Origin of the sequence: Arthrobacter sp. NPDC058192 (assembly GCF_042883665.1) — a bacterium.
GTDB lineage: Bacteria > Actinomycetota > Actinomycetes > Actinomycetales > Micrococcaceae > Arthrobacter.
The window spans coordinates 25,155-49,278 of sequence record NZ_JBHVVJ010000009.1 but is presented as its reverse complement, the minus strand read 5'-3'; the positions used below and the strand labels follow the sequence as shown (position 1 = coordinate 49,278).

At 66.4% G+C, this 24,124-nt stretch carries 22 protein-coding genes; 16 read left to right on the top strand and 6 right to left on the bottom strand.

Annotated elements, in window-relative coordinates:
• Window positions 1-93 precede the first annotated feature (93 nt).
• Window positions 94-327, top strand: a complete 234-nt coding sequence (locus ACFVVK_RS10675; protein ID WP_390266393.1) for a hypothetical protein — start codon at window positions 94-96, stop codon at window positions 325-327.
• Between the two features lie 130 nt (window positions 328-457).
• Here the strand turns inward: ACFVVK_RS10675 and ACFVVK_RS10670 are convergent, their stop codons facing one another.
• On the bottom strand, window positions 458-1,981 hold the full coding sequence (locus ACFVVK_RS10670; RefSeq protein ID WP_390266392.1) for a sodium:solute symporter: 1,524 nt from the start codon (window positions 1,979-1,981) through the stop codon (window positions 458-460).
• A 282-nt stretch (window positions 1,982-2,263) separates the two neighbouring features.
• On the opposite strand from ACFVVK_RS10670, the gene ACFVVK_RS10665 reads away from it, so the two are divergent.
• Window positions 2,264-2,839: a helix-turn-helix domain-containing protein gene (locus ACFVVK_RS10665; protein WP_018775913.1), complete on the top strand. Its 576-nt coding sequence runs from the start codon at window positions 2,264-2,266 to the stop codon at window positions 2,837-2,839.
• A 133-nt stretch (window positions 2,840-2,972) separates the two neighbouring features.
• Here ACFVVK_RS10665 and ACFVVK_RS10660 read toward each other — a convergent pair whose 3' ends face one another.
• Window positions 2,973-3,800 carry a DUF559 domain-containing protein gene (locus ACFVVK_RS10660; protein ID WP_390266391.1) on the bottom strand — a complete coding sequence of 276 codons (828 nt, stop codon included), beginning with the start codon at window positions 3,798-3,800 and terminating at the stop codon, window positions 2,973-2,975.
• Window positions 3,801-4,249: 449 nt separating this feature from the next.
• Between ACFVVK_RS10660 and ACFVVK_RS10655 the strand changes: the two genes are divergently transcribed.
• The 6 genes from ACFVVK_RS10655 to ACFVVK_RS10630 all read left to right on the top strand — a co-directional run bounded on the left by ACFVVK_RS10655 (window position 4,250) and on the right by ACFVVK_RS10630 (window position 11,825).
• On the top strand, window positions 4,250-5,713 hold the full coding sequence (locus tag ACFVVK_RS10655) for an ammonium transporter (protein WP_390266390.1): 1,464 nt from the start codon (window positions 4,250-4,252) through the stop codon (window positions 5,711-5,713).
• 38 nt (window positions 5,714-5,751) lie between these two features.
• A complete protein-coding gene (locus ACFVVK_RS10650; protein WP_390266389.1) occupies window positions 5,752-6,093 on the top strand; it encodes a P-II family nitrogen regulator in 342 nt (113 codons plus the stop codon).
• Window positions 6,094-6,180: 87 nt separating this feature from the next.
• Entirely contained in the window at window positions 6,181-7,260 is a 1,080-nt protein-coding gene (gene speB / locus ACFVVK_RS10645) for an agmatinase (protein WP_390266518.1), read from the top strand.
• Window positions 7,257-8,933 (top strand): thiamine pyrophosphate-binding protein, encoded by a 1,677-nt coding sequence (locus tag ACFVVK_RS10640; protein WP_390266388.1) that lies wholly within the window; start codon window positions 7,257-7,259, stop codon window positions 8,931-8,933. Before speB ends, ACFVVK_RS10640 begins: the two co-directional genes overlap by 4 nt.
• Window positions 8,934-9,169: 236 nt before the next feature.
• The gene (locus tag ACFVVK_RS10635) at window positions 9,170-9,655 is read left to right on the top strand and encodes a MarR family winged helix-turn-helix transcriptional regulator (RefSeq protein ID WP_390266387.1); all 486 of its coding nucleotides are present in this window, start codon (window positions 9,170-9,172) and stop codon (window positions 9,653-9,655) included.
• Window positions 9,656-9,659: 4 nt separating this feature from the next.
• A complete protein-coding gene (locus ACFVVK_RS10630) occupies window positions 9,660-11,825 on the top strand; it encodes an MDR family MFS transporter (protein WP_390266386.1) in 2,166 nt (721 codons plus the stop codon).
• Here ACFVVK_RS10630 and ACFVVK_RS10625 read toward each other — a convergent pair.
• Window positions 11,789-12,079 (bottom strand): hypothetical protein, encoded by a 291-nt coding sequence (locus tag ACFVVK_RS10625; protein WP_390266385.1) that lies wholly within the window; start codon window positions 12,077-12,079, stop codon window positions 11,789-11,791. The genes ACFVVK_RS10630 and ACFVVK_RS10625 overlap by 37 nt on opposite strands.
• Before the next feature lie 153 nt (window positions 12,080-12,232).
• On the opposite strand from ACFVVK_RS10625, the gene ACFVVK_RS10620 reads away from it, so the two are divergent.
• From ACFVVK_RS10620 to ACFVVK_RS10595, 6 genes are all read left to right on the top strand, one after another.
• A complete protein-coding gene (locus ACFVVK_RS10620; protein WP_390266384.1) occupies window positions 12,233-13,966 on the top strand; it encodes an ABC transporter ATP-binding protein in 1,734 nt (577 codons plus the stop codon).
• Window positions 13,963-16,050, top strand: coding sequence for an ABC transporter ATP-binding protein (locus ACFVVK_RS10615; protein ID WP_390266383.1), 2,088 nt, complete (start codon window positions 13,963-13,965; stop codon window positions 16,048-16,050). Before ACFVVK_RS10620 ends, ACFVVK_RS10615 begins: the two co-directional genes overlap by 4 nt.
• 83 nt (window positions 16,051-16,133) lie before the next feature.
• Complete coding sequence (locus ACFVVK_RS10610) at window positions 16,134-16,568, top strand: acyl-CoA thioesterase (RefSeq protein WP_390266517.1); 435 nt, start codon at window positions 16,134-16,136, stop codon at window positions 16,566-16,568.
• Between the two features lie 182 nt (window positions 16,569-16,750).
• Window positions 16,751-16,948: a hypothetical protein gene (locus tag ACFVVK_RS10605; RefSeq protein WP_390266382.1), complete on the top strand. Its 198-nt coding sequence runs from the start codon at window positions 16,751-16,753 to the stop codon at window positions 16,946-16,948.
• A gap of 97 nt (window positions 16,949-17,045) precedes the next feature.
• Window positions 17,046-19,271 (top strand): McrB family protein, encoded by a 2,226-nt coding sequence (locus ACFVVK_RS10600; RefSeq protein ID WP_390266381.1) that lies wholly within the window; start codon window positions 17,046-17,048, stop codon window positions 19,269-19,271.
• Between the two features lie 28 nt (window positions 19,272-19,299).
• Window positions 19,300-20,556 (top strand): restriction endonuclease, encoded by a 1,257-nt coding sequence (locus ACFVVK_RS10595; RefSeq protein WP_390266516.1) that lies wholly within the window; start codon window positions 19,300-19,302, stop codon window positions 20,554-20,556.
• Between the two features lie 45 nt (window positions 20,557-20,601).
• Here ACFVVK_RS10595 and ACFVVK_RS10590 read toward each other — a convergent pair whose 3' ends face one another.
• From ACFVVK_RS10590 to ACFVVK_RS10580, 3 genes are all read right to left on the bottom strand, one after another.
• Window positions 20,602-20,937 carry a hypothetical protein gene (locus ACFVVK_RS10590; protein WP_390266380.1) on the bottom strand — a complete coding sequence of 112 codons (336 nt, stop codon included), beginning with the start codon at window positions 20,935-20,937 and terminating at the stop codon, window positions 20,602-20,604.
• 162 nt (window positions 20,938-21,099) lie between these two features.
• Entirely contained in the window at window positions 21,100-21,534 is a 435-nt protein-coding gene (locus tag ACFVVK_RS10585) for a very short patch repair endonuclease (protein WP_390266379.1), read from the bottom strand.
• 108 nt (window positions 21,535-21,642) lie between these two features.
• Window positions 21,643-22,077 carry a pyridoxamine 5'-phosphate oxidase family protein gene (locus ACFVVK_RS10580; protein ID WP_390266378.1) on the bottom strand — a complete coding sequence of 145 codons (435 nt, stop codon included), beginning with the start codon at window positions 22,075-22,077 and terminating at the stop codon, window positions 21,643-21,645.
• A gap of 301 nt (window positions 22,078-22,378) precedes the next feature.
• Between ACFVVK_RS10580 and ACFVVK_RS10575 the strand changes: the two genes are divergently transcribed.
• Together ACFVVK_RS10575 and ACFVVK_RS10570 are read left to right on the top strand one after the other, a co-directional pair.
• Entirely contained in the window at window positions 22,379-23,047 is a 669-nt protein-coding gene (locus tag ACFVVK_RS10575) for a DUF6318 family protein (RefSeq protein ID WP_390266377.1), read from the top strand.
• 398 nt (window positions 23,048-23,445) lie between these two features.
• The gene (locus ACFVVK_RS10570) at window positions 23,446-23,973 is read left to right on the top strand and encodes a PKD domain-containing protein (RefSeq protein WP_390266376.1); all 528 of its coding nucleotides are present in this window, start codon (window positions 23,446-23,448) and stop codon (window positions 23,971-23,973) included.
• Window positions 23,974-24,124: the final 151 nt, after the last annotated feature.

Below are 24,124 nucleotides of genomic sequence, written 5' to 3'. Positions count from 1 at the left end.
ACCCTTGACCGGCCGGGCTCACGGTGTTCGAATGAAACCCAGGGCGGGCTCCCGGAGCCCTTGCCGCCACCGCTGCCAGACGGAGGTTGCATCATGAACAGCACTGGATCAGGTCCCCAGCCGTCGCGGGATTCGCTCGAGTCCGATCCCGCGTACGACTACGCAGAGGACGCGCCCGTGAGTGATGTCCCCGAAACCGAGGAGGACGAGATTCTGGAGGAGGCCGATCGGCTGGTTCCCCTGGACCGGACGGACTTCCTGGACGACGAGAAGCCGGTTGTGCCTGTGGAAGGGGAAGAGTTCCTCGAGCCCGAGGAAAACGAGTGACGTCGAACAGGAGTCAGTCGAACCGGTGTTAAAGGTCGACGGCGGCACCCCGGAAGGGGAGCGCCGCCGTCGAGCTTTAACTTTTGTTGACTTTCGTTCAGGCCCGCGGTGTCCCTGGCGGGCCCGGCCCCTAGTGAGTCAGCGCGGTGGCCTGCTCGCCCTCTGTGGCACCGCCGGCAACACGGCGCTGCCAGTTCTGCATGACCGCGGGATCTGTCGGGGGAGTCAGCAGCGACACTGCGGCGTAGACGACCGCCGAGGCGATGAGGCCGTAGTAGATCGGCTCGTTGGCGTAAATGCCGTCCAGCGGCACTTCGGCGTTGACTTCCAGGATGATCATGGTGCCGAGGGTGACGACGGAGCCGACTGCCATGGACGCTGCGGCCGCGACGCCGGTGCCGCGCTTCCACACCAGGCCGCCGAGGATGGCCACAAGCAGGCCGCCGACGAGGATGTCGTAGGCAATCGTCAGGGCGGCGACGACGTCCTTGGTGATGATGGCGATCAGGATCGCCACGACGCCGAGGCCGAGGACCCACATCCGGTTCGCCTTGACGTCGTGTTCGGGGTTGTCGGTGTCGCCGGTGTTGACGGTCTTGCCGAACCAGCCGGCGACGAACGGGAGCACGTCGGCGCGGGCCACCGTGGCGGCTGCGATGAGGGCGCCGGAGGCGGTGGACATCATGGCCGCGACGGCCGCGGCGAGCACGAGGCCGCCGATGCCGATGGGCAGCAGATGGGTGGCGACCTCAGCATAGACGACGTCCTTGCCGAGGGCCTTGACATCGATCTGCGGCAGGGCGACGCGGGCGCCGAGGCCGATCAGGGCACCGGCGGCACCGTAGAGGATGCAGTAGATGCCGGCCGTGGAGCCGCCCCAGCGCGCCACCTCGGGGGTCTTGGCGGTGAACACGCGCTGCCAGATGTCCTGGCCGATCAGCAGGCCGAGCGTGTAGACCACAAAGTAGGTGATGATCGTCTGGGCGCCGATGCCGTCGATCTGGAAGAAGCTGGCGTCCACCCGGCTGCGGATCCCGTCCAGGCCGCCGGCGGCGTTGAGCGTGAACGGCAGCATCAGCACGAAGATGCCGACCGTCTTGATCACAAACTGGACCTGGTCGGCCAGCGTGATGGACCACATGCCGCCGATTGTTGAGTAGATGAGCACGATTGCCCCGCCGATGGCGATGGCGAGGGCGCGGTCCCAGCCGAAGAGCACCACGAAGATGGTGGCGTAGGCGCCTGTGGAGGTGGCGCAGAGCATCAGCGTGTAGGCCAGCATGACGATGCCGGAGGTCTGCGTGGCCTTGCTGCCGTAGCGCAGGGTCAGCATCTGGGAGACGGTGTAGATCTTCAGTTTTTGGATGGTGCCGGCGAAGAGCAGGCTCAGCAGCAGCACGCCGGCGCCGATGGCCACCACGAGCCACATGCCGGAGATGCCGAACTTGTAGCCCAGGCCCACGCCGCCGACGGTGGAGGCGCCGCCAAGCACGACGGCGGCCATGGTGCCGGTGTAGAGGAACGGTCCGAGCCGGCGGCCGGCGACGAGGAAGTCGCTGTTGTTCTTGGTGCGGGATTTGCCCCACCAGCCGAAGGCCAGCATGGCGACCAGATACACCACCACGATGGCGATGTTGATGAAGCTTGCGTCCATTGAGGGCTCCTTGGAGCTGTTTGGCAGCGGGTATGGGCATTGCCGGGCGACGACGGTGTGACCGGCAAGCAGGCAGCTGCGGAACGTGGTTGGCGGCTGGTGCCTGTAGGAACCGGCCGGGTATTGCCTCATAGGCAACGTATGTTGCCAAACAGTATGCTGTGATGTCGGTAACAGTCAAGGCGCAGGGTGCGCCGCCGCCGCATCCGCGTCACGAAGGGCCGCTCCCGCTAGGATTGCTCCAATGATGGGGCCAAGCGGCCGGCCGTGAAAGGTTCCTATATGAAGGCTCTACCGGTAGAACCGAGCAACGTTCCTGTGGCCATCGGTTCTAGGATCCGCGCCGCCCGGCAGTCGCAGCGGCTCACCATTGAACAGGTTGCCGACGCCACCGGGCTCACCAAGGGATTCCTCAGCCGGGTCGAGCGGGACCTGACCTCGCCGTCGGTCGCATCCCTGGTGACGTTGTGCCAGGTCCTGTCCATCTCGATCGGCGACCTCTTCGCCGCACCGGAAACCCACCTAACCAAACAGAACGAGGGTCCGCGGATCTCCCTTGGCGGCGAAGGGATCGTCGAGCGGCTCCTGACTGCACGCTCCGAGCGCCGCGTCCAGATCATTCAGGCTGTCATCGAGCCGCGCGGGCGCGGGGAGTCCGAACTCTACGCCGTGGACTGCGACGTCGACGTCCTGCACGTGGTCAAAGGCAGCATCCGGCTGATCCTTACCAACGAAGAATTCGAACTCAGTACCGGAGACACGGTCACGTTCCCGGGGCGGGAACCGCACACCTGGGTCAACCCCACGGACGACGCCGTCGAGGTGCTGTGGGTGCTGGTGCCGGCGGCCAGCCGCTAGGGGCCGGCGGGGTGCCTGCCTGCCGTTGCGCTCCTTCCCGCTTGCTGAGCCGGCGAAGGTAGCGGGCGGCCGCGAAGTCCCGGCATGTAGCGGGCGGTCCGGGGTGGTGCCCGGAGGCAACCGGGCAGGAACGTCACGGAACGCTGCGCGGGGTCCGGCCCAGCACCGCCCGAATTTCGGCGATGACACGCTCCGGCTCAAACCAGATGTGTTCCGGCATGTACCTCAGCACGGCAAACCCGTTGACCGTGGAGGCGTTGTTGCGTCCCAGGTCCCGGCGCATAGCGTCGCGGTTGGAGTGGTATGCGTACCCGTCCACTTCCACGATGAGGAATCCCTCAACAAGGAAGTCGACCCGGCCGATTCCCGGGAGCTTGACTTGGGCGTCGAAGCCGATTCCGTTTGCCTTGAAGAGATGCTGGGCATCCACCTCCACAATTGACTCGGCGCGTAAATCCAGCTGCCGCAGGGCCTGGAGTACCGGCCCCGACCGGTCGCCGATGAGCTGGGCCTTCAGCAATTCGAGGGGAATGCCGTGCAAGCGCATGGCTGATGTCGCCAGGGCTGTTGATGCGGGCGGCCCCAAACACGACAGCGCATGCAGCGCCACGTCCTCGACCGCGGCCACTGGCAGCTGGGGAGGGCCATCGAATCTGATGGTCCGATGCCTGATGAAGCCGGTTCCGTGTCCGTGGTTGCAGGCCAAATGGTGCTGGGCCGGGACCTCCCTAAGCCAGAGGCCGTAGTGCGCGGCGGCACTGGCGCAGGTGACGCGGGCATTGTGCCGAATGGCCGCAGCGAGCTCCGGCTGGCACCCGGGGAGCATGAACACTCCTCGCCTGGGTTGGCGCGCCCCCGCCCTCGTCAGCCCGGCGATGTCCGTCCGGGAGTAGCCCGCGACCAAAAACTGGCCGGTCCGGGCGACTCCGCCGAGTTGGGCAAGGTAGCTGATGGCGTCCATGCCGCCAGTCCATAGGGTCGGCCTCTGGCGCGGAAGGCGGCAATGGGGCTATGTGGACACTGAATTCTGCTGGCAATTCAGCTGTTTGGACGCCGATCGGCGGGCGCCGGCTGCGTTCCTTCCCGGTTGCACGACGCGGGGGCGGCTCCGCGGCCGGCAAAGACGCTGAATCCCGGGGCGGGCCTGGAGTGGGCGTGGAAGTAACCGGGAAGGAACGTCGGCCGGCCGCGACGGGCCTTGGTGAGATGTATGTCACATCCCGGAAACGTGCCGGAAATGGCAATTTAATCCCCGGGGCCGTCCCGTAACGTGCCCGCAAGATAAGGAGCGCCTTCCCGAAACACTCCGTGGGTAGCGTTCCGTGCGGGGGGACTTGCAGCAGTCCCACATCACATGGTCTCGCCGATCCGGCACCCTCGCAGCGCCGGCCCTCGAGGAAGGCTCCCGCAATGAAGTTCTCTGTGCTTGCAGTAGGAATGGCCGTCGATCCCCAGGCTCTTGACCCCGGATCGACGGCATGGATGCTCACGGCGTCCGCCCTGGTCCTCCTGATGACCCCCGGCCTGGCGTTCTTCTACGGCGGCCTGGTCAGAATGAAATCGGTCCTCAACATCATGATGATGAGTTTCGGCGCCATGGGCGTGGTGGCCGTCGTCTGGGCCCTCTGGGGCTACGGCCTGGCCTTCGGACCGGATACGTGGGGCGGCTTCGTCGGGGATCCCTTCACCAACTTCGGCCTCAGCGGGCTGACCAGCAGCATCGGCTCCAAAGCCGCCGGCCTGCCGGACATGATCTTCATCGGCTTCCAGGCCACCTTCGCCATCATCACCGTCGCCCTCATAAGCGGGGCGGTCGCCGAACGGGTCAGGTTCGGACCCTGGCTCCTCTTCGCCGCCCTCTGGGTCACGCTTGTCTATGCTCCGATTGCGCACTGGGTCTGGGGTGGCGGCATCTTCGGGCCCACCGGGATCATCGGCAGCAAGATCGCCGCCCTCGACTTCGCCGGCGGCACGGTGGTCCACATGAACGCCGGCATTGCCGGGCTGATGCTGGCGGTGGTGCTCGGCAAACGGCTCGGCTTCATGAAGGACCCGAACATCCGGCCGCACAACCTGCCGTTCGTCATGCTCGGCGCGGGGCTCCTCTGGTTCGGCTGGTTCGGTTTCAACGCCGGCTCGGAACTCGCCGCCGATGCCACGGCCGCCCTGGCGTGGACCAACACGCTGCTGGCCACCAGCGCCGCCCTGCTGGGCTGGCTGTTCGTGGAACGGCTGCGCGACGGGCATGCCACCTCGCTTGGCGCCGCCTCCGGCGCCGTCGCCGGACTGGTGGCCGTCACCCCGGCCTGCGGGTTCATCGACCCCGTCGGGGCAATCCTGATCGGCACGGTCGCGGGTGCCGTCTGCGCCCTCGCCGTCGGGCTGAAGTTCAAGATCGGGCTGGATGACTCGCTCGACGTCGTAGCGGTGCACTTCGTGGGCGGCCTATGGGGGACGCTGTCCCTGGGGTTCTTCGCCCTTCCTTCCGCGAAAACAGGCGGCGGACTGTTCTACGGCGGCGGTCTGGCGCAGTTCTGGCCGCAGATCCTCACCGCGCTGATCGTCACGGCCTGGAGCGCGGTGATGACCACCCTGATCGGCTTCGCGATCCACAAGACCATCGGCATGCGTGTGTCCGAGGCCGACGAACTCTCCGGCATCGACGTCACCGAGCATGCCGAAACGGCGTACGAACTCCTCATGGTCGGCGGCAGCTTCCACCCCGGCGATCCGCATGCCGCGTCCCCTGCCGCGCATTCGCAGACCGAGGCCAGCGCCGAAGCTCACCATGAGACTCCGGCCGAAGCCGAGGCCCGCGCCGAGGCCCGCGCCGAGGGCGACAACGCTGCCGTCCGCGGCACGATGTTGAGATGACGGCGTTGAGATAACGGCGTCGAAATGAAGGTGTCGAGATGAAGCTCGTGACGGCGATCGTGCGGCCGGAGCGGGTCGGCGCGGTCAGCGCCGCCCTGGAACGTGCCGGCATCAACGGCCTGACCGTGAGCCAGGCCAGCGGCTTCGGCCGGCAGCGGGGCCACACCGAGGTGTACCGGGGCGCCGAATACAGCTCCGACCTGCTGCCCAAGGCGCGGGTGGAAGTGCTGGTCAACGACGACGGCCTGGCCGGCGTTCTGGCCGCCGTGGAAGCGGGCGGCCGCACCGGCCAGTTCGGGGACGGCAAGATCTGGATCATTGAGGTCACGGACGCCGTCCGCGTCCGGACGGGGGAGCGGGGCGCGGAAGCCATTGCATGATTGGTAAACAATTGATGCGCGGTACGAAACTTCGAGTGTATGATGACTGTCACAACCGTCGGTCAATCCTCGAAGGAGAGGCTTCTTTTGGAAGAGCTGCGCATCGAGGCCAATGGCAACCTTGGCCCCATCGATTCATCCCGCATCCCGCGCTACGCCGGGGCTGCCACCTACGCCCGCCTGCCTCGGCTGGACCAGGTGGCCAAGGCCGACGTCACGGTGGTCGGCGTGCCTTTCGACTCGGGCGTCTCCTACCGTCCCGGCGCCCGTTTCGGGGCCAACCACGTCCGCGAGGCGAGCCGGCTCCTGCGGCCGTACAACCCGGCCTGGGACGTCAGCCCCTTCGAGAACATCCAGGTAGCCGACGCCGGGGACATGGCCGTCAACCCGTTCAACATCAACGAGGCCATTGAAACCATCCAGCAGAACGCCCTGGACCTCACGGCCTCCGGCAGCAAGCTGCTGACTCTCGGCGGGGACCACACCATCGCCCTGCCACTGCTGCGCGCCGCGGCCGAGCGGGCCGGGGAACCCGTTGCGATGCTGCACTTCGACGCGCACCTGGACACCTGGGACACCTATTTCGGTGCCGAATACACGCACGGAACGCCGTTCCGCCGCGCCGTCGAGGAAGGCATCCTGGACACCGAGGCCATCAGCCACATTGGCACCCGCGGCCCGCTCTACGGCAAAAAGGACCTCGACGACGACCACCGCTTCGGCTTCGGCATCGTCACCTCCGCGGACGTGTATTACCAGGGCGTCCTGGAGACGGTGGCCAAGGTCCGGGACCGGATCGGCAACCGCCCGCTCTACATTTCAGTCGACATCGACGTCCTCGACCCGGCCCACGCCCCCGGCACCGGCACACCGGAAGCCGGCGGCATCACAAGCCGCGAGCTGCTGGAAATCATCCGCGGCTTCCGCGGCATGAACCTGGTGGGGGCCGACGTCGTCGAGGTCGCCCCCGCGTATGACCACGCCGAGATCACCGGGGTGGCGGCAAGCCATGTCGCCTACGAACTCGTGACCCTCATGGCGGACCGCGCCGTGGAAGGCGACCGCTTTGGCGCCGCCAACGGCTACGCCGCCCAGGCCCTCGGCCAGGAACCCCGCCGCCCGGCCGGTTTCGGCTCCACTGTGGCTACCCCGGCCGTTTCGCTGTGAGCGGGGTACGCAACGGCGGGGACCTCGTCGTCGAGACACTCGAGGCGCTGGGCGCGAAGACTGTCTTCGGCATCCCGGGCCAGCACGCCCTGGGCTTGTTTGACGCGATGGGCCGCGGGAATCTGCATTTTGTCTCGTCCCGGGTGGAGAACAACTCGGCCTTCGCGGCGGACGGGTACTCCCGCGCCACGGGCGAGGTGGGGGTGCTGTTCCTCTCGACCGGTCCGGGCGCGCTGACGTCGCTGGCCGGTCTGCAGGAGGCCTACGCCACCGGCGTGCCCATGGTGGTGGTGGCGAGCCAGATCCCGCTGGAGGGACTGGGCGCCCGGCGCAAGGGCATGCTGCACCAGCTCGATGACCAGAAGGCCTCGGCCGCGAACGTCACGAAGTCCCAGCGGCTGATCCAGCACGCCTCCGGTATCCCGTCGGCGATCCAGGATGCCTGGACCGAGGCGATTTCCTCGCCGCAGGGTCCGGTGTGGCTGGAGATCCCGCAGAACGTGCTGCTTGACCCGATCGTGGTGCCTCCGGTGGAGGATGCCCTGGCCGAAGCCGCGGACAACCCGCCCCGCGTGGAGCTGGTCCGCGAGGCCGTGAAGTGGCTCTCGGCGTCGGAGCGTCCCGCGATCATCGCCGGCGGCGGCACGCGCCGCGGCGGGGCCGAGAAATCGCTGCTCTCGCTTGCGGAGAAGCTGCGCGCCCCGGTGATCTGCACCCCCGGGGGCAACGGCGCATTTCCCTGGAACCATGAGCTCTCGCTCCAGGCCTGGATCGAGGACCGGTACATGACCGAGCTCCTCGAGGACGCCGACGTCCTGATCGTGGTCGGCTCCTCGCTGGGCGAGGTGACCTCGAACTACTTCACCTTCGAACCGCGCGGCCGGATCATCCAGATCGATGCCGAGCCCCGGGTCCTGGAGTCCAACCGTCCCGGCCTGGGCATCCGTGCGGACGCGGGCCAGGCTCTTGCGGCCCTGGACGAGGCGCTGACCGAACCGCACGGCGAACGCGCCGACTGGCGCGGAACCCCTCCCGAAACCCTGGTCAAGGACACGCTGGCCAAGGTCCGGACCCGCCTCGAAGTCCAGGACCTCGGCAAGGAACTGAAGTTCATGGCCGACATCCGCGAAGCCGTTCCCGCGGGCATGCAGACATTCTGGGACATGACCATCTCCGCCTACTGGGCTTGGAGCTGCTGGGACGCCCGCGACGGCCAGTTCCACTCCGCCCAGGGCGCCGGCGGCCTGGGCTTCGGCTTCCCCGCCGCGATCGGCGGCGCCGTCGGGCTCGAAACCACCGGCGGCTCCGGCGGCGCATCTGCCGGAAACGCCAGGGTGCTGGCCGTCTCCGGCGACGGCTCGGCCATGTACTCCATTTCCGAACTGGCCACCGCCCGGCAGCACAACATCCCGGTCACCTGGCTGATCGTGGACGACGGCGGCTACGGCATCCTGCGCGAATACATGGTCGGCGCCTTCGGCAAGGCCACTGCCACCGAGCTCGCCCGGCCCGACTTCGTCAAGCTGGCGGAGGCCTTCGGGGTCCCCGCTGTCCGGGTCGCCCCCGGGGACGTCAGGGACGCGCTGAAGGCGGGCTTCGCCGCGGACGGTCCCAACGTCGTCGTCGTCGAAACCCTGCTCAAGATGTTCGCCCCCACCCACCTGGCCACCTAGGCCGGGGCGCCACGCTCCGAACAAGAAAACTGAAGTAGCACCACTGCGGTAGCGGCACCAATACAGCGCGGACCGGCCGGGTCCGCCCTCACCATGAGGGCAGACCTGGCCGGTCCGCTTTTGCCGTTTAAGCCCTTCCCTCGGCCGCGGTAAGCCGCCTCACAGAGAGTTAGTTTCCCAAAGTAACCAATTTGGGTATATAGTTGCCTTGGGCAAACAAAAGAGGGGTGTCCTGAATGTCAGTTGAAACCACCGCGGCAGCCAAGCTCGTCTACCAGATCTTCGACCTCCAGCGTGCCGTGCGCTGCGTTGCCACCGCCAACGTGCGCGGGCAGGAGACCGGCGTCGCGCTGCAGGGCGTTCTCCGCTTCGTCGGGGAGGGCGAATCGCGGGCCACGCATCTGGCGGAGCGCCTCGGCGTCAGCGCTCCGGTCCTCAGCCGGCACATCGCCGAACTCGAGGAACACGGCTACGTGGTCCGCCGGCCGGACCCCGAGGACGGCCGGGCGCAACTGATCGCGCTGTCCGCCTCCGGCGCCCAAAAGCTGCGCGTCATCGAAGACCAGCGCACGGCCACCATCCAGGGCCTGCTGCAGGACTGGAGCGAGGACGACGTTGAACTGACGGCGCGAACCTTGAAAAAACTTGCTGAGTCCCTTCGGGCCTCAGCCCGGGCAACGACGGCCGGACCCACGAATACGACCGAAATTGTTGAGGAGTAGATCTATGGCTAGCCACGCTGCCGCCACGGGGCCGTCCCCGGCCCCGTCGGACCTGCCGGAGGCGCCCCGCGCATCCCGGCCCGCCGCAGAGCCTGCGGCAATGACCCACCGCCAGATCATGGAAGCGCTCACCGGGCTGCTGGCGGCGTTCTTTACCGCCATCCTGAGCAGCACGATTGTTGCCAACGCCCTGCCCACCATCATGTCCGAGCTCAAGGGCACCCAGACGGACTTTGCCTGGGTGATCACTGCGGCGCTTCTGGCCAACGCTGCCACCACTCCGATCTGGGGCAAGCTGGCGGACCTCTTCGACAAGAAGATCCTCGTCCAGCTCAGCATCGTGATCTTCGTGGCGGGCTCCGTCATGGCGGGCCTGTCCGCGACCATCCCGCTGCTGCTGACAGCCCGTGTCATCCAGGGCATCGCCATGGGCGGGCTCACCGCCCTGGCCCAGGCCATCATCGGCTCGATGATCCCGCCGCGTGACCGCGGAAAGTACTCCGGCTACATGGGCGGCGTCATGGCTGTCGGCACGGCCGGCGGCCCGCTGCTGGGCGGCTTCATCGTCGACAGCCCGCTGGGCTGGCGCTGGACCTTCTTCGTCTGCGTCCCTCTCGCCGTCGTCGCCCTCATCCTGCTGCAGATCACCCTGAAGATTCCGCACGTCAAGCGCCCCGCCAAGATCGACTGGCTCGGCTCCATCCTGTTGACCTCAGGGGTCAGCCTGCTGCTCATCTGGGTGTCCTTCGCCGGCAACCCTGACTACTACGACTGGTGGTCGTGGCAGTCGGTGGTCATGGTGGGCGGCGGCGTCGTGCTCCTGGGCCTGCTGGTGCTCGTCGAATCCAAGGTGGCCCAGCCCATCATCCCGCTCAAGATCATCTCGGAGCGGACCACTGCCCTGGCGATCCTGGCCTCGGTGGCCGTCGGCGTGGGCATGTTCGGTTCATCGACGTTCCTTGGCCAGTACTTCCAGGTAGCACGCGGCGCCACGCCCACCGAGGCCGGCCTGCTGACGCTGCCCATGATCGCGGGCAACCTGATCGGTTCGGTCGTCTCGGGCATGCTCATCAGCCGCACCGGCAAGTGGAAGCGGTACTTGATTGCCGGTGCCGTCCTGCTGATCGGCGGCCTCGGCCTGGCCGGCAGCATGGACCACACCACCGACCTGTGGCTGACCGGCATCTACACGGCCATCCTCGGCATCGGGCTTGGCTTGCTGATGCAGAACCTCGTCCTCGCCGTGCAGAATACGGTCCAGGCCAAGGACATCGGCACGGCCAGCGCCTCGGTCGCCTTCTTCCGGTCCGTCGGCGGAGCCATCGGCGTCTCGGTTCTTGGCGCTGTACTGAGTAACCGGGTCAAGGAACTCGTCGTCGAGGGGCTCGCTGCCGCCGGAATCCACGTCCCGGCAGGATCATCAGGGGCCAGCATGGACCTCAAAGACATGCCGGCACCGATCCGCGACATCATGCGGGCCGCGTACGGTGACGCAATTGCGGAGGTCTTCCTGATCTCGGCGATCATCGGCCTCGTGGCACTAGTGGCCATCCTGTTCATCAAGGAGCGCCCGCTGCGCCGCACTGTGGACATCCGGCCGGAGGCCGCGGGCGGCGCCGCCGCCGATGCCGCCGTGGCAGCAGCCGGAGGTGCCGCCCCGACGGCGCTGGGCAATGCCGGGAACGACGCCGCCAGCGCAGCCCCGTCCGGAGACGGGACTGGTACCGACGACGTGGACCTGGACCGGGAGTTCATCGAGGTGCTCAGCCGGGAACGTGCCCAGTCCCGCTTCCCCGACGCCGCCCGCCAGGAAGCCGACCGGACTTCTGATCGGGCGTCCCGTCCGGGGGCGTCCGGCGCGGACCGCACCGAGAGGGAAGGCGCCCGTCAGCGGGTACGGACGTTGGTGGCCGATGATCGCCCCGAGCCCGCCGACCTCGTGCCCGTGCTGCTGCAGACCCAGCAGTTGCTGGCCGAGCAGCAACTCCAGCTCGCGGAGGCGCTGCGCGCCGTAACCGAACAGGCCGCAGAGCAGCGTGCAATCGCCGCAGAGCAGGCCCGTGTTGCCGAGGAGCTCACGGTTCTGCGCCGGCAGCTGGCCAAGCAGCGCAAGATGCAGCGGGCGGCTGCCGACTACATCGCCACGCACGGCCGGCACAGGGGCGAGTAGGGCGCCGGGCCGGGGTCCGGGCAACCGGCCCCGGCTTGTTCGCTCCGGTCCCGGTCCCTGAAAGGTCCCGCTGCCACCCGCGAGGGCGGCAGCGGGACCTTCTTCATGTCGCTGGCCCCAACTGGCCCCGCTGCCACCCGCGAGGGCGGCAGCGGGACCTTCTTCATGTCGCTGGCCCCGCTGGCCCCGCTGGCCCCGCTGGGGGAGCGGACGGAGCGGGCGGGCGCCATGTACACCGTTTGGATGATATTCATCGTCCCGTGTTCCACCCGGGCGGGCGATTTCGTACAGTTGGATGGCTAAAGCTGTCGGCCCCACGGGCTAGTCTTCAATCAGCTCTTCCAAGCACTGTTTTCCAATGCACTCTGTCCGGTCTTCCTGTCCGGCCTTCCAAAGGACTCGTGGGCATGCTCGTCACCCTCATGCGGCGCTATTCCAAGCCGTATCTGCCATACATCGCGGCTGTGGTCGTCTTCCAGCTGGCATCCACCATCGCCGCTCTCTACCTCCCCAGCCTCAATGCCCAGATCATCGACGAGGGCGTCTCCCGCGGCGATACGGACTACATCTGGCGCACGGGCGGCATCATGCTCGGCGTCGCCCTGGTCCAGGTGGCCACCGCGATCGCCGGCGTCTACTTCGGCTCGAAGGCGTCGATGGCGTTCGGCCGCGACCTCCGCCGCGGCGTCTTCCGCAAGGTCAGCAGCTTCTCCGCGCGGGACGTCAACCTCTTCGGCGCCCCCACCCTGATCACCCGCGGCACCAACGACGTGCAGCAGGTCCAGATGCTCATGCTTATGACGCTGAACTTCATGGTGGCTACGCCCATCATGTGCATCGGCGGAATCTTCATGGCCCTGCGCGAGGACCTCAACCTGTCCTGGCTCGTCTGGGTCTCGGTGCCGCTGTTGGTGGTCGTGGTGGGGTATCTGGTGGTCCGCCTCATGCCGCTCTTCCGTTCCATGCAGGAGAAAATCGACCGGCTCAACGGCGTCCTCCGCGAACAGATCATCGGCATCCGCGTGGTCCGGGCCTTTGTGCGCGAACCGCACGAGGCCGAGCGCTTCGGCGCAGCCAACAAGGACCTCACCGACGTCTCGCTGAAGATCGGCTCCTTGTTCGTGCTGATGTTCCCCGCCATCGGGATGATCCTGCACATCTCCACTGCCGCCGTGCTCTGGTTCGGCGGCCAGCGCGTCGACGCCGGCGAAATGCAGGTGGGTTCCCTGACGGCCTTCCTGCAGTATCTGCTGCAGATCCTCATGGCCGTCATGATGGGCACCTTCATGGCCATGATGATTCCCCGTGCCTCGGTCTGCGCCGACCGCATCGGTGAAGTGCTCGACGTCGAACCCTCCCTCCACGAACCGCTCACCCCCGTGACGCCGGCCGCGAAGGCCGGCCGCGTTGAATTCCGGAACGTGACCTTCGCCTACCCCGGCGCCGAGGCTCCCGTGCTGAGCAATATCAGCTTCACCGCCGAGCCCGGCCAGACCGTCGCGATCATCGGCTCCACGGGCGCCGGCAAGTCGAGCCTGCTGGCCCTGCTGCCGCGGCTCTACGACGCCGAAGCGGGCGAGGTCCTGCTCGACGGCGTCCCCGTCACGGCGCTGGACCGGGCCGAGATCACCGAGCGGGTGGCCATGGTGCCGCAACGGCCCTACCTGTTCTCCGGAACCATCGAGCACAACCTGCGCTTCGGCAAGCCCGAGGCCACGGACGAGGACCTGTGGGAGGCCCTGACCGTCGCCCAGGCAGCCGACTTCGTGCGCGAGAAAAAGGGCGGCCTCGCTTCGCGGATCGCCCAGGGCGGCACCAACGTTTCCGGCGGGCAGCGGCAGCGGCTGTGCATTGCCCGGGCCCTCGTCACCAAGCCCAAGGTCTTCCTGTTCGACGACTCGTTCTCCGCCCTGGACGTCGCCACGGACGCCAGGCTCCGCCGGGCGCTCAAGGCCAAGACGGCCGACGCCACGGTGATCATCGTCGGACAGCGCGTGTCCACCATCGCCGACGCCGACCAGATCCTCGTGCTGGACAACGGCAGGATCGTGGACCGCGGCACCCATGAGGAACTGCTGGAAAGCTCCAGCACGTACCAGGAAATCGTCGAATCCCAGCTGAGCGCGGAGGCAGTGGCATGAGCACCAACGAGAAAGTCTCCACTGCACCCGAGAAGGCAACCGGGCCGGAACCGCACAGCGCCGCAGCCGGAACTGCCGCGGCCGTCGTGACCGACGAGGACTTCGTCGAGGAGGAGTACACGCCCGGCGAAGCCGACGGCGGCATGTTCGGCGCGGTGCCGGCCAAGAAGGCACAGCACTTCTGGCCCTCGGCCAAACGGCTCATGGGCCTGCTGAAACCCGAACGCGCCGGCATCGTCGCGGTCCTCGCGATGGTGACCGTTGCGGTGGTCCTCAACGTCATCGCGCCGCGCATCCTCGGCCAGGCGATGGACGTGATTTTCGCCGGAGTGGTCGGCAAGCAGCTTCCGGCCGGTGCCACGAAGGAACAGTTCATCGAGGGCCTGCGTTCGCAGGGCCAGGACAACTTCGCGGACATGCTGGCGAAGATGGACGTGGTGCCCGGCGCCGGCATCGACTTCCAGAAACTCGCATTCCTGATCAGCGTGGTGCTGGTCATGTACTTCGTCGCCAACATCTTCCTGTGGCTCCAGGGCTATGTCCTGAATGTGCTGGTCATGCGCGTGGTCCGGAACCTGCGCGATGACACCGAGAAGAAACTCAACAAGCTCCCGCTGAACTACTTCGACACCCGCCAGCGCGGCGACATCCTCTCCCGCGTCACCAACGACGTCGACAACATCCAGCAGGCGCTCCAGCAGGCCTTCGCACAGCTCGTGAACTCGGCCCTGACAGTGCTCGGCATCGTGATCATGATGTTCATCGTGTCCTGGCAGCTGGCCCTGATCGCGCTCATCGCGCTGCCGCTCTCCGGCGTGGCCGCCGGCATCATCGGTGCCCGCAGCCAAAGGCTCTTCGCCGCCCAGTGGAAGAACACCGGTGAGCTCAACGGCCAGATCGAGGAATCCTTCTCCGGCCACGACCTCGTCCGCGTCTTCGGCCGCGACGCCGACATGCTGGCCCGCTTCGACGAGCGCAACGAGGAACTCTACAGGGCCAGCTTCGGCGCCCAGTTCGTCTCGGGCATGATCATGCCGGTCATGCAGTTCGTCTCCTACCTCAGCTACGTGGGCATCGCCGTCGTCGGTGGACTCCGGGTGGCGTCGGGCGCGATGAGCCTGGGCGACGCAACAGCGTTCATCCAGTACTCGCGGGAGTTCACCCAGCCGCTTGGGCAGATGGCCGGCATGGCCAACATGCTGCAGTCCGGGGTCGCCTCCGCCGAGCGGGTCTTTGAATTCCTCGACGCCGACGAACAGGACCCCGAGACCGCCACCGAGCACCTCCCGGCAAAGACGGACGGCCACGTCGAGTTCAAGCACGTCACGTTCAGCTACTCGCCGGACAAACCGCTGATCGAGGACCTGTCCTTCACCGCCGAGCCGGGGCACACCGTGGCGATCGTGGGACCGACCGGAGCGGGCAAGACCACCCTGGTCAACCTGGTGATGCGCTTCTACGAGCTCAATGCCGGCAGCATCACCCTGGACGGCGTGGACATCACCCGGCTGAGCCGGTCCGAGCTGCGCGCCAAGGTCGGCATGGTGCTGCAGGACGCGTGGCTGTTCGGCGGCACCATCTACGAGAACATCCGCTACGGCAAGCTGGACGCCACGGAGGACCAGATCATGGCTGCGGCCAAGGCCACGTTCGTGGACCGCTTCGTCCGCGCCCTGCCGGACGGCTACAACACGGTCATCGACGAGGAAGGCAACAACGTCAGTGCCGGCGAAAAGCAGCTGATCACCATCGCCCGGGCCTTCGTGGCGGACCCGTCGCTGCTGATCCTGGACGAGGCCACAAGCTCCGTGGACACCCGCACCGAGGCGCTGGTCCAGAAGGCCATGGCCGCGCTGCGCACTGAGCGCACCAGCTTCGTGATCGCCCACCGGCTTTCCACCATCCGGGACGCGGACACCATCCTTGTCATGGAGGCCGGCCGGATCGTGGAGCAGGGGCGGCACGCCCAGCTGCTGGCCCTGCAGGGCGCCTACTACCGGCTGTACATGTCCCAGTTCGCCGGGGAGGACGCGGACGCGGCCTCGGCGGATGCGGCGGAGGACGCGACGGCGGTGCACAGCTGAGCGCCGGCGGCCCGGCCGGGGAGGCGACAGGCGCGGACACCCCACGCCATGACATGCCCGAGTTGCTCGAGGTGGAAGTGCCGATGCGCTGGGGCGACATGGACGCGTACGGGCACATCAACAACGTCCAGATTGTCCGCATCCTTGAGGAGGCGCGCATCGCGGCGTTCGGACCGCCCCGCGGCGCCGGACTGCCCGGGACCGAGCCCCCGGTGGCGCTGTTCAACGCGGTTCCGGAGGGGACGCTGGCACTCGTGGTGGAGCACAAGATCAGGTACGTCCGGACGCTTGAGTACCGGAACGTACCCGCCGTCGTCCAGCTCTGGATCGGCGCCGTCAAGGGGGCCAGCTTCGACATCCACTACACGGTGCTGGACCCCGTCACCCGGGAGGACTGCGTCCGCGCCACGAGCCATCTGGCATTCGTGGACGAGGCGACCGGACGGGTGCTGCGCCTGACGCCCGAGCAGAAAGAGCGGCTGGCCCCATACACCCGACGTGCCCACCCGGTTCCATAGCCTCTACCTCCGTTCCGGCGTCGCTCCTACAATGAACAATCCGAACCTTGTAGGAGCACGCTAAAGGAGCAGTGGTACCTGTGAACGTAGGGAAAGATATGCACCAGAGCAAGGGCCCACATACGCGTAGGGAAGTGCACGGGCGGCACCCCCGGAAGAAGTCGTGGAAAGAACTGTCACCGATGGCACGGTTTGGAACGGTCACGGCGGGGACGGTACAACTGGCGCTGCTCACCGCTGCCCAGCTTGATATCTCGCGCCGGCCGGCTCAGGAAATCCGCGGCAGCAAGGGGCTGTGGCGGCTCGCCACCCTGGTGAACTTCATCGGGCCGGCCAGCTACTTCACGTTCGGCGTGAAGCGCAGTCTCGCCACGAGATAGGCCCCGCCCGCCCGGCCGCCGGCCCGGAATCTACCGAACGGTAGCTTCGTGGCGGCGTTAAATGCGTACGTTCAGTTTTAGCCTGTAAATTGAACGTATGACCCCAGCCAAAAAGCCTGCCCTGCACCGTGCCCTCGGTATCTCCAAGGAGATTGAAGACGCGGCGTGGTTCGTGCTGGGCCCGGGGTTGCTCGGCAAGGCATCCGCCCTGGACGGCCGGACCAAGACATGGTCCGTGCAGGCTTCCGCGGAGTTGCTGGAACGTCTTGAGCGGGGCGTCGGCGACCCTAAAGCGCCGATGATGACCAACCTGCGCCAGAACCTGGAAGGTGCCACGCGCGGGGCCAAGCAGTTGGCGGTGGAACTGCTCTTCCTGCAATCACTGCCGCTGGCCCACGAGGTCAAGTCGCTCAAGGTCAAGCGGGCACGTGTCGCCGAGGCGGCGTCCTGGCTGGAGCCGCCGCTGGAGCTCCCCGACGAGCTCTATGCGGGCATGACCGATCACGGCGTGATCCGGGACCGCACCGCAGAATTCAACTGGACCATCTGGGACCACCTGAAATGGCTCTGCCGCTTGGTGAAGCACGTCGCGCAGCGCCCCGCCGGCGTCGTCCAGGCAGCAGTCAAAGACCCGCTGGCCTTCCACCGGCTCGTCGCCGGGACCCCGGATGACCAGCCGGCCATCCGCCGGAGCATCGAGTTCCTGGTCTGGCCGAGCTACTTCGAACCCGTCGTGGCCGACGTCGAACGGCAGGAGATCCGCGACGCCTTCGCCTCCCTGGTCGGCGGCGCGAAGGGCGACAGCGACGAGGAAATTTCCGCGGACATCCACCGGATCCGCCTGCACCTGGACCAGCAGGCCGGGCAGCGGATCGACTGGTACTCCCGCCAGCTGGTGAGCCAGTGGCGCAAGGTCGGCGACCCGGGCCGCCGCGCCTGGCTGTTGCGCACCCACGACAACGCCGAGCTGCTGGCGGAGTGGCGGGACGAGGAAGCTGTGACGCTCGACGTCGAGCACCTCCGCCTGCTGGACCCCGGGGTCACCGCCGGGCTCGTCCAGCATGCGGTTGACGAGGACTACAAGCACCTCGGCTACGTGGAGCGCGAGGACACCAAGACCGCCGTGTTCGCCTTCCTGACAGTGATGAAGCCGGGCGACCTGGCGCTTTACCAGAGCTCGGGCAAGGTCCGGATCGGTGTGGTCCTGGGCGAACCCGAGCATGGCATGGACAACCGTCGGCTCCGCCGCAAGGTGCGCTGGTTCGATGAGGAACACGACGCCACCGGGCTGCCCCGGCACGTGCAGCGGCAGCTGACCGCCTCGGGCAACATCGTGGACATCACCCGCGTGATCCAGGCGCTTGAGGCGCTCCTGCCCGCCGAAGCGGAAGAAGCGGAAGAAGGCGCCGAGCCGGACGCCGCCGTCGAGCCCGTCGAAGAGGGGTTCCGCCCGCTGACGCCGGAGTTCGCCGCATCGCTGCACATGGACCTGGAACCGCTGCAGGAAATCGCCGAGCTCCTCGAGGAGAACCGGCAGCTGGTGCTCTACGGCCCGCCGGGGACCGGCAAGACGTATCTGGCCAAGCACCTTGCCGCCGAACTCGCCGGGGACACCACGGACGAGCGGGTCAAGCTCGTCCAGTTCCATCCGTCCTACGCCTACGAGGACTTTTTCGAAGGCTTCCGCCCCGACAAGACGGACGAGGGCCAGGTGTCGTTCAAACTCGTCGCCGGTCCCCTGCGCCGGCTGGCCGAGGAGGCCGCGAAGCCGGGCAACGAGAGCAAGCCGTACTTCCTGATCATCGACGAGATGAACCGGGCGAACCTTGCCAAGGTGTTTGGCGAGCTGTACTTCCTGCTCGAATACCGCGATGACCGGATCTACCTCCAGTACAGCCCGAACGAACCCTTCACGCTGCCGGACAACCTCTACATCATTGGCACCATGAACACCGCGGACCGCTCGATCGCGATGATGGACGCGGCCATCCGGCGGCGCTTCTCTTTCATCGAGCTCCATCCGAAGACGGAACCAGTGAAGGGTTCGCTGCTGCGGTTCCTGCAGGCCCGCGACCTGGACACAACGCCGGCGCTGCTGCTGGACGCGCTGAACGACGCGATCGACGAATGGGACCGGGACCTCATGATCGGGCCCTCCTATTTCATGAAGAGATCCGCCCAGACGCCCAAGGGACTCCGCCGGATCTGGAAGTACGAACTCATGCCGCTGCTGGAGGAGCACTATCACGGCCAGCTCAACCGCGCCCAGCTCGAGGAGCGGTTCGGACTGGAACAACTCCTCGGCCGTCTTGCGCACGCCTAGCCTGCTGCCGGCCGGGAACGCCGCAGCCCTGGACAGGGGCCGCGGCGGATCCGCGGCGGCAGCCTGCCGGCACATCGTGCTCGACGAGCTCTCCGGCGGCCTCGTGGAGCGGCTGGATCCGGCCACTGCTGCGTACGTCAACGCCAGCGGCCTGGCGAAGGCCTCGCCGATGGGCATGGGCCTGTACCGGATCGAACCGGTGGGGACCGTGGGGTCCGTGCGCACCCCCACGGTGCAGCTGGAGGTGCGGCCCAAGGGCAGGCTCGGGCTGAGCCGGCTCCTGTTTCTGCTCAGCTATGCGGGCGACCCTGGGTTCCGGGACGATGCGGTGGCCGCGGTGGAGCACACCGACCTGTGGAGCGCCCTGGCCGAATCCCTGGCGCAGCTGGCAGACCGGGCGCTGAGCCGCGGCGTGCTGCAGGGCTACCTGATGGTGGAGGAATCACTCCGGACCGTCAAAGGCCGCATCCGGATCTCGGACCAGATCTCCCGCCGGCCCGGAATGCTGGTTCCGCTGGAGGTCTCCTATGACGAATTCACCGAGGACATCGCGGAGAACCGGATTTTGCGCGCCGCGCTGGAACGGATGGCCCAGGTGCCGCGCGTGCGGCCGGACGTGCTCAGCCGGCTTCGGCAGCTGAAGGGAAAGCTCGACGCCGTGACGCGCCTTCAGTCCGGCGCTCCACTGCCGCAGTGGCGGCCCAGCCGGATGAACGCCCGTTATCAGTCCGTTCTCCGGCTCGCCGAACTGATCCTGCGCAACGCCTCGGCGGAGGCCGGCGACGGCAAGCAGCAGTCGGCGTCGTTCGTGGTGGATATGGCCAAGGTGTTTGAGGACTTCGTCGGGACGGCACTGCGCGAGGCTATGTCCGTCTTCCCCGGGGAGATGCGGCTGCGCTACAACGCGCTGCTCAACGAGGCCGTCCGCGACTCGGACCGGATCGTGGTCCAGCCCGGTGCCGTCCATTTGCTCGGCGGCCGGCCCGTGATGGTGTACGACGCCAAGTACAAGGCCGCGGCCGACGCCGGGGCGTCACTGTCCGCCGACCACTACCGGATGCTGGCCTACTGCACATCCTTGCGCGTGCCGACGGCCTGGATCGTCTACCCGGGCGCAGGGGAAATCAAACTGCGCCGGATCCTCAATACCGACATCGACATTGTCGAGTTCCCGCTGGACCTGTCCTCGCCGCCGTCGGAAATTCTGGCCTCCGTGGCAGACCTCGCCCAGCAGTCCTGGGGCGAAGTGCTCCGGCAGGCCAGCATCGACAGGTCAGCCGGTTAGATTGCTCAGCGGTTAGATTGCTCAGCGGTTAGATTGCTCAGCCGGTTAGGCCGATTCGTCCTGCCGGACGCCCACTGTCATCAAGTGCTCCAGGAGGGCCTTTTCCGGTTGGCCCGGGTTGTTGGCGACGTGCCACTGAAGCTTTTCCCGCACCTCGGCCTCGTCCGGGTCGGTGCCGGCGAGAACCTCGTCAATGATTGAGGTCGACTGCCGGCGCAGCGGCTCCAGACCCGGGTCCTGACCGGCGCCGCGGACATGGCGGGGCCGGACGGCACGGTGGGCCGTGTGGCTGAGGCGACGAAACTGCAGAACTGTCGGACTGGACTCGCCGGGGGCGGCAGCCGTCTCAGGCTCGTCGTTGGACATCAGCAAGTGCGGCATCGCGCGTTTCTCCCCTTATTTGCAGTACGCATGGTACCGGTCGAATTGTGTGTGGGTCCCCGGAGTCGAATACTAGCTGAGACAGGTCAGCCGGACTGAAAGCAGGGCAGCGCGACACGCAGGGTTTTTTGCTGCATGTCGGACGTCCTCGGGGGCGTGCGTTCACGCCGAAGGTGGTCCTTGAAGGAATGTCTCGAGTCGGAGCTCCAGTCCGGACGGGTCCTTTAGCTCGCACTCCCACACAGTGAGTACGTCCCAGCCAGCGCCTTCGAGCTGGAGCCGCTGGGCGGCGTCACGGGTCCGGGTTCGAGTGCGCTTGGTTTCCCAGAACTCCGCATTGGCCTGCGGTGCGTGTTGCCCTACCCGGCAGTCGTGGAAATGCCAGAAGCAGCCGTTGACGAAGATGACCTTGTGGCGGCCGGCGAAGACGAGGTCGGGATTGCCCGGGAGCTTGCCCCCACCCGCGCTGCCGTGCAGCCGATACCGGTATCCCTTCGCGTGCAACAAACGGCGGACCAGTAGCTCGGGTTTGGTGTTCTTGCCCCGGATGCGGGACATGTTCCAGCTGCGCCTCTCCGGGGTCAGCTTGTCCGCCATTGCTTAAGTTTAGGCGGCTGAGCCGCTGCGGGTGCCGGGTTGGATGGTTGCTGTGCGGGTGACCGCAGCAGCCGGGGCAATCGAAGGACCGCGATTCGCCGTCGAGCGCTATATGTCCCGTTCCGGGTGTTCGCCGAACTGGAAGTGGCGACCGCTGACCGACGTCGGCGTAATTTCTACGTAAAAGTCTTTCAATGTTGGAACCCACGGTTTCAGGCCGAGGGCCTCGGCCGCGGCTATGTCGGCAGATTGGTCAAGAACGCGCGCAGTGCCGCGCAGGACCACTGACCATGCTTCGTCGGACAGGATGCCATCGGTTTCGAAGAGCACCTTGGAGTTGATGGTGAGTTCGGCCAATTTGTTTCCCGGGGCGGTGCGGAGGAACAATTTCCGGCCATCGACCGCGTAGTTCACAGGGAAAATATCGGGTTCTCCGGCCACGGTCACCACGAGCCGGCCGTGTTTTGTGCCCTCAATAAGTTTCCACGATTGCTCGTCGTCCAGCTTGAGAATGGGATCGCCGTCTTCGTGTTCGAACATCATGGGTTCATTGTTCAGAACCCGGCCGGCGCTTGCTAGGGGCTAAAGGACCGAAGCCGTGCGGACTGCCGCTCCGTCAAACCGGGAGCGCGGGCAACGCTACCAGGGCGGGCGGGGCGTCCTGGCTAGAGGGCAACGTCGTCCGGTGCCTGCGAGGCAGGTGACTTCAGATGCTGCTGCGGGAGCGGCCAACGATGCGTCTAGATGCCTGTGGATAACTCCTTCGCTGAAAATGTGACGTCGGTTACTCTTAACCATCGCTTGGACTCGCGCGTCTTGATTTCTATCGGGGGAGTAGCTGACCATGACATTTCGCACTTCGCTTGAAGGATCTTTGCGGGCCCGCGCCTCTGCCGTCGTTGTCATTTCCCTGATGTCGGTCACAGCTTGTAGCGGGGGTGGAACACCGCCGGCCGGTTCTCCACCTTCCGATGCGCAAAGTCCTTCCGCGCCGTCCACTCCCACTTCGACGGCGACCCCCGCGGCCAGCGCCATCTACAAACCCGCCGATGCGTCCGGCAAGGCCCAAAACGTCCCGGTTCCGGTCCTACCGGAGGCAGCCAAGGCCGAGTCGAAGGAAGGGCTCGAGGCGTTTGCCCGGTACTGGTACTTGACGCTCTCGTACGCATACGAGACCGGAGATATCGAACCGCTCGAATCGGTGTCGAGTCCGACATGCGCCTCCTGTGAACGAGTGAAGGAAGTTGTCCAAGGCTGGCATTCCGAGGGCAGGTGGCTGGCTGGCGGAAAGATGGTTGTGGAAGGTGTGCAGACCAATTTCAAGGAGACGGGACCGGCTGAGTATCAAGTTCTGATTCAGGTGTATCAAGACTCTCTGTCCTATTATCGGGGGGACAAGACGCTGGATGAAAAGACAGAACGCGGTCCGGCAGCTGGCGATATCATGATCGCGTCGTATGGAGACGGTGCTTGGAGAGCCGTTACTGTTGAGCACTTGGCCAAGAGCGGGTGATTTCCATCGCCAGCAGAGTTGTTCCACTCCTTGCGACACTCATTCTTCTTTCCGGGCCATCGGTCTCTGAAGCGAGAGCCGATTCTTCGGGCTCTCCCGTGAAAGGTGGCTGGGACCAGACCGGTGTCGCAGTGTCTTCATGGCACCTAGACCCTGCTTCTGGTGTGTGGGTGGATGCGCCGAGGGCCGTGGCCGAAAATCCCAACATCTACAGGTTCGAATATCTCTGTTTAGATTCGGCGGGTAGCAACTTCAATGTCCCTTGCCTGACTGGAGCGGTGCGGTGTGATCAGGGGCGGGACGGGCGCCCCGTGCGTTGGTACACGTCAATCCGCGTATTTGACCCACCCGTATGGTCAGTTGTTCCTCCGGATCGCTGTGTTTATCTCGAGAAGCCAGTGGACGTGCTGGGTCAGATTGCTGCCCAGATCCAGACCAAGTTCCGGCAGTTGCCGGTGACTCCTGGGAAGACGGTCATGCAACCGAGTCCGCATACGCTCAGAGGTGCAGAGACCAATTTCTATGCGGAAGCGTCGGAACAAACGTTCAATGTGGACATGCTGGGTCAAGATGTCTTCATCACCGCCAAACCGGTGCAGTACACGTGGAGCTACGGTGACGGTACGTCCCTCGGCCCTCAAACCGTGGCGGGCGGCTCGCTTCCGCAGGATCGCTGGGGGGAGAAGACCTTGACGAGCCACGTCTATGCTCAGACGGGTGACTTCTCGGTGATCCTGACAACGCATTTTCAAGGCACGTACTCAGTGAATGGCGGACCGCAGTTGCCCATTCCCGGCCAGGGCCAATTCAGCTCCCCGCAGCAGAGCGTCAGCGTCTGGCGGTCGATCACAAGGAACTACGCCGACACGTGTTTGGAGAACCCCCAAGGCCAAGGCTGCCCGGGCGTGGCCCCCGCGTCACCGTGACCACAGTCCTGACCGGTGCCCCGCCAGCATGCGACCGCCGGCGGCTGCCCGCCCGCTGACGCGACCGCGGGCGGCGGTCCACCCGCTGGCGCGACCACCGGCGGCTGCCCACCAGCTGACGCGACCGGCGTCGTCATTAGTACGCGGCGGT

Coding starts and splice junctions, on each gene's coding strand:
- ACFVVK_RS10675 (WP_390266393.1), top strand. CDS start 94: ATGAACAGCACTGGATCAGGTCCCCAGCCGTCGCGGGATTCGCTCGAG.
- ACFVVK_RS10670 (WP_390266392.1), bottom strand. CDS start 1,981: ATGGACGCAAGCTTCATCAACATCGCCATCGTGGTGGTGTATCTGGTC.
- ACFVVK_RS10665 (WP_018775913.1), top strand. CDS start 2,264: ATGAAGGCTCTACCGGTAGAACCGAGCAACGTTCCTGTGGCCATCGGT.
- ACFVVK_RS10660 (WP_390266391.1), bottom strand. CDS start 3,800: ATGGACGCCATCAGCTACCTTGCCCAACTCGGCGGAGTCGCCCGGACC.
- ACFVVK_RS10655 (WP_390266390.1), top strand. CDS start 4,250: ATGAAGTTCTCTGTGCTTGCAGTAGGAATGGCCGTCGATCCCCAGGCT.
- ACFVVK_RS10650 (WP_390266389.1), top strand. CDS start 5,752: ATGAAGCTCGTGACGGCGATCGTGCGGCCGGAGCGGGTCGGCGCGGTC.
- ACFVVK_RS10635 (WP_390266387.1), top strand. CDS start 9,170: ATGTCAGTTGAAACCACCGCGGCAGCCAAGCTCGTCTACCAGATCTTC.
- ACFVVK_RS10630 (WP_390266386.1), top strand. CDS start 9,660: ATGGCTAGCCACGCTGCCGCCACGGGGCCGTCCCCGGCCCCGTCGGAC.
- ACFVVK_RS10625 (WP_390266385.1), bottom strand. CDS start 12,079: ATGAATATCATCCAAACGGTGTACATGGCGCCCGCCCGCTCCGTCCGC.
- ACFVVK_RS10620 (WP_390266384.1), top strand. CDS start 12,233: ATGCTCGTCACCCTCATGCGGCGCTATTCCAAGCCGTATCTGCCATAC.
- ACFVVK_RS10615 (WP_390266383.1), top strand. CDS start 13,963: ATGAGCACCAACGAGAAAGTCTCCACTGCACCCGAGAAGGCAACCGGG.
- ACFVVK_RS10610 (WP_390266517.1), top strand. CDS start 16,134: ATGCGCTGGGGCGACATGGACGCGTACGGGCACATCAACAACGTCCAG.
- ACFVVK_RS10605 (WP_390266382.1), top strand. CDS start 16,751: ATGGCACGGTTTGGAACGGTCACGGCGGGGACGGTACAACTGGCGCTG.
- ACFVVK_RS10600 (WP_390266381.1), top strand. CDS start 17,046: ATGACCCCAGCCAAAAAGCCTGCCCTGCACCGTGCCCTCGGTATCTCC.
- ACFVVK_RS10590 (WP_390266380.1), bottom strand. CDS start 20,937: ATGCCGCACTTGCTGATGTCCAACGACGAGCCTGAGACGGCTGCCGCC.
- ACFVVK_RS10585 (WP_390266379.1), bottom strand. CDS start 21,534: ATGGCGGACAAGCTGACCCCGGAGAGGCGCAGCTGGAACATGTCCCGC.
- ACFVVK_RS10580 (WP_390266378.1), bottom strand. CDS start 22,077: ATGATGTTCGAACACGAAGACGGCGATCCCATTCTCAAGCTGGACGAC.
- ACFVVK_RS10575 (WP_390266377.1), top strand. CDS start 22,379: ATGACATTTCGCACTTCGCTTGAAGGATCTTTGCGGGCCCGCGCCTCT.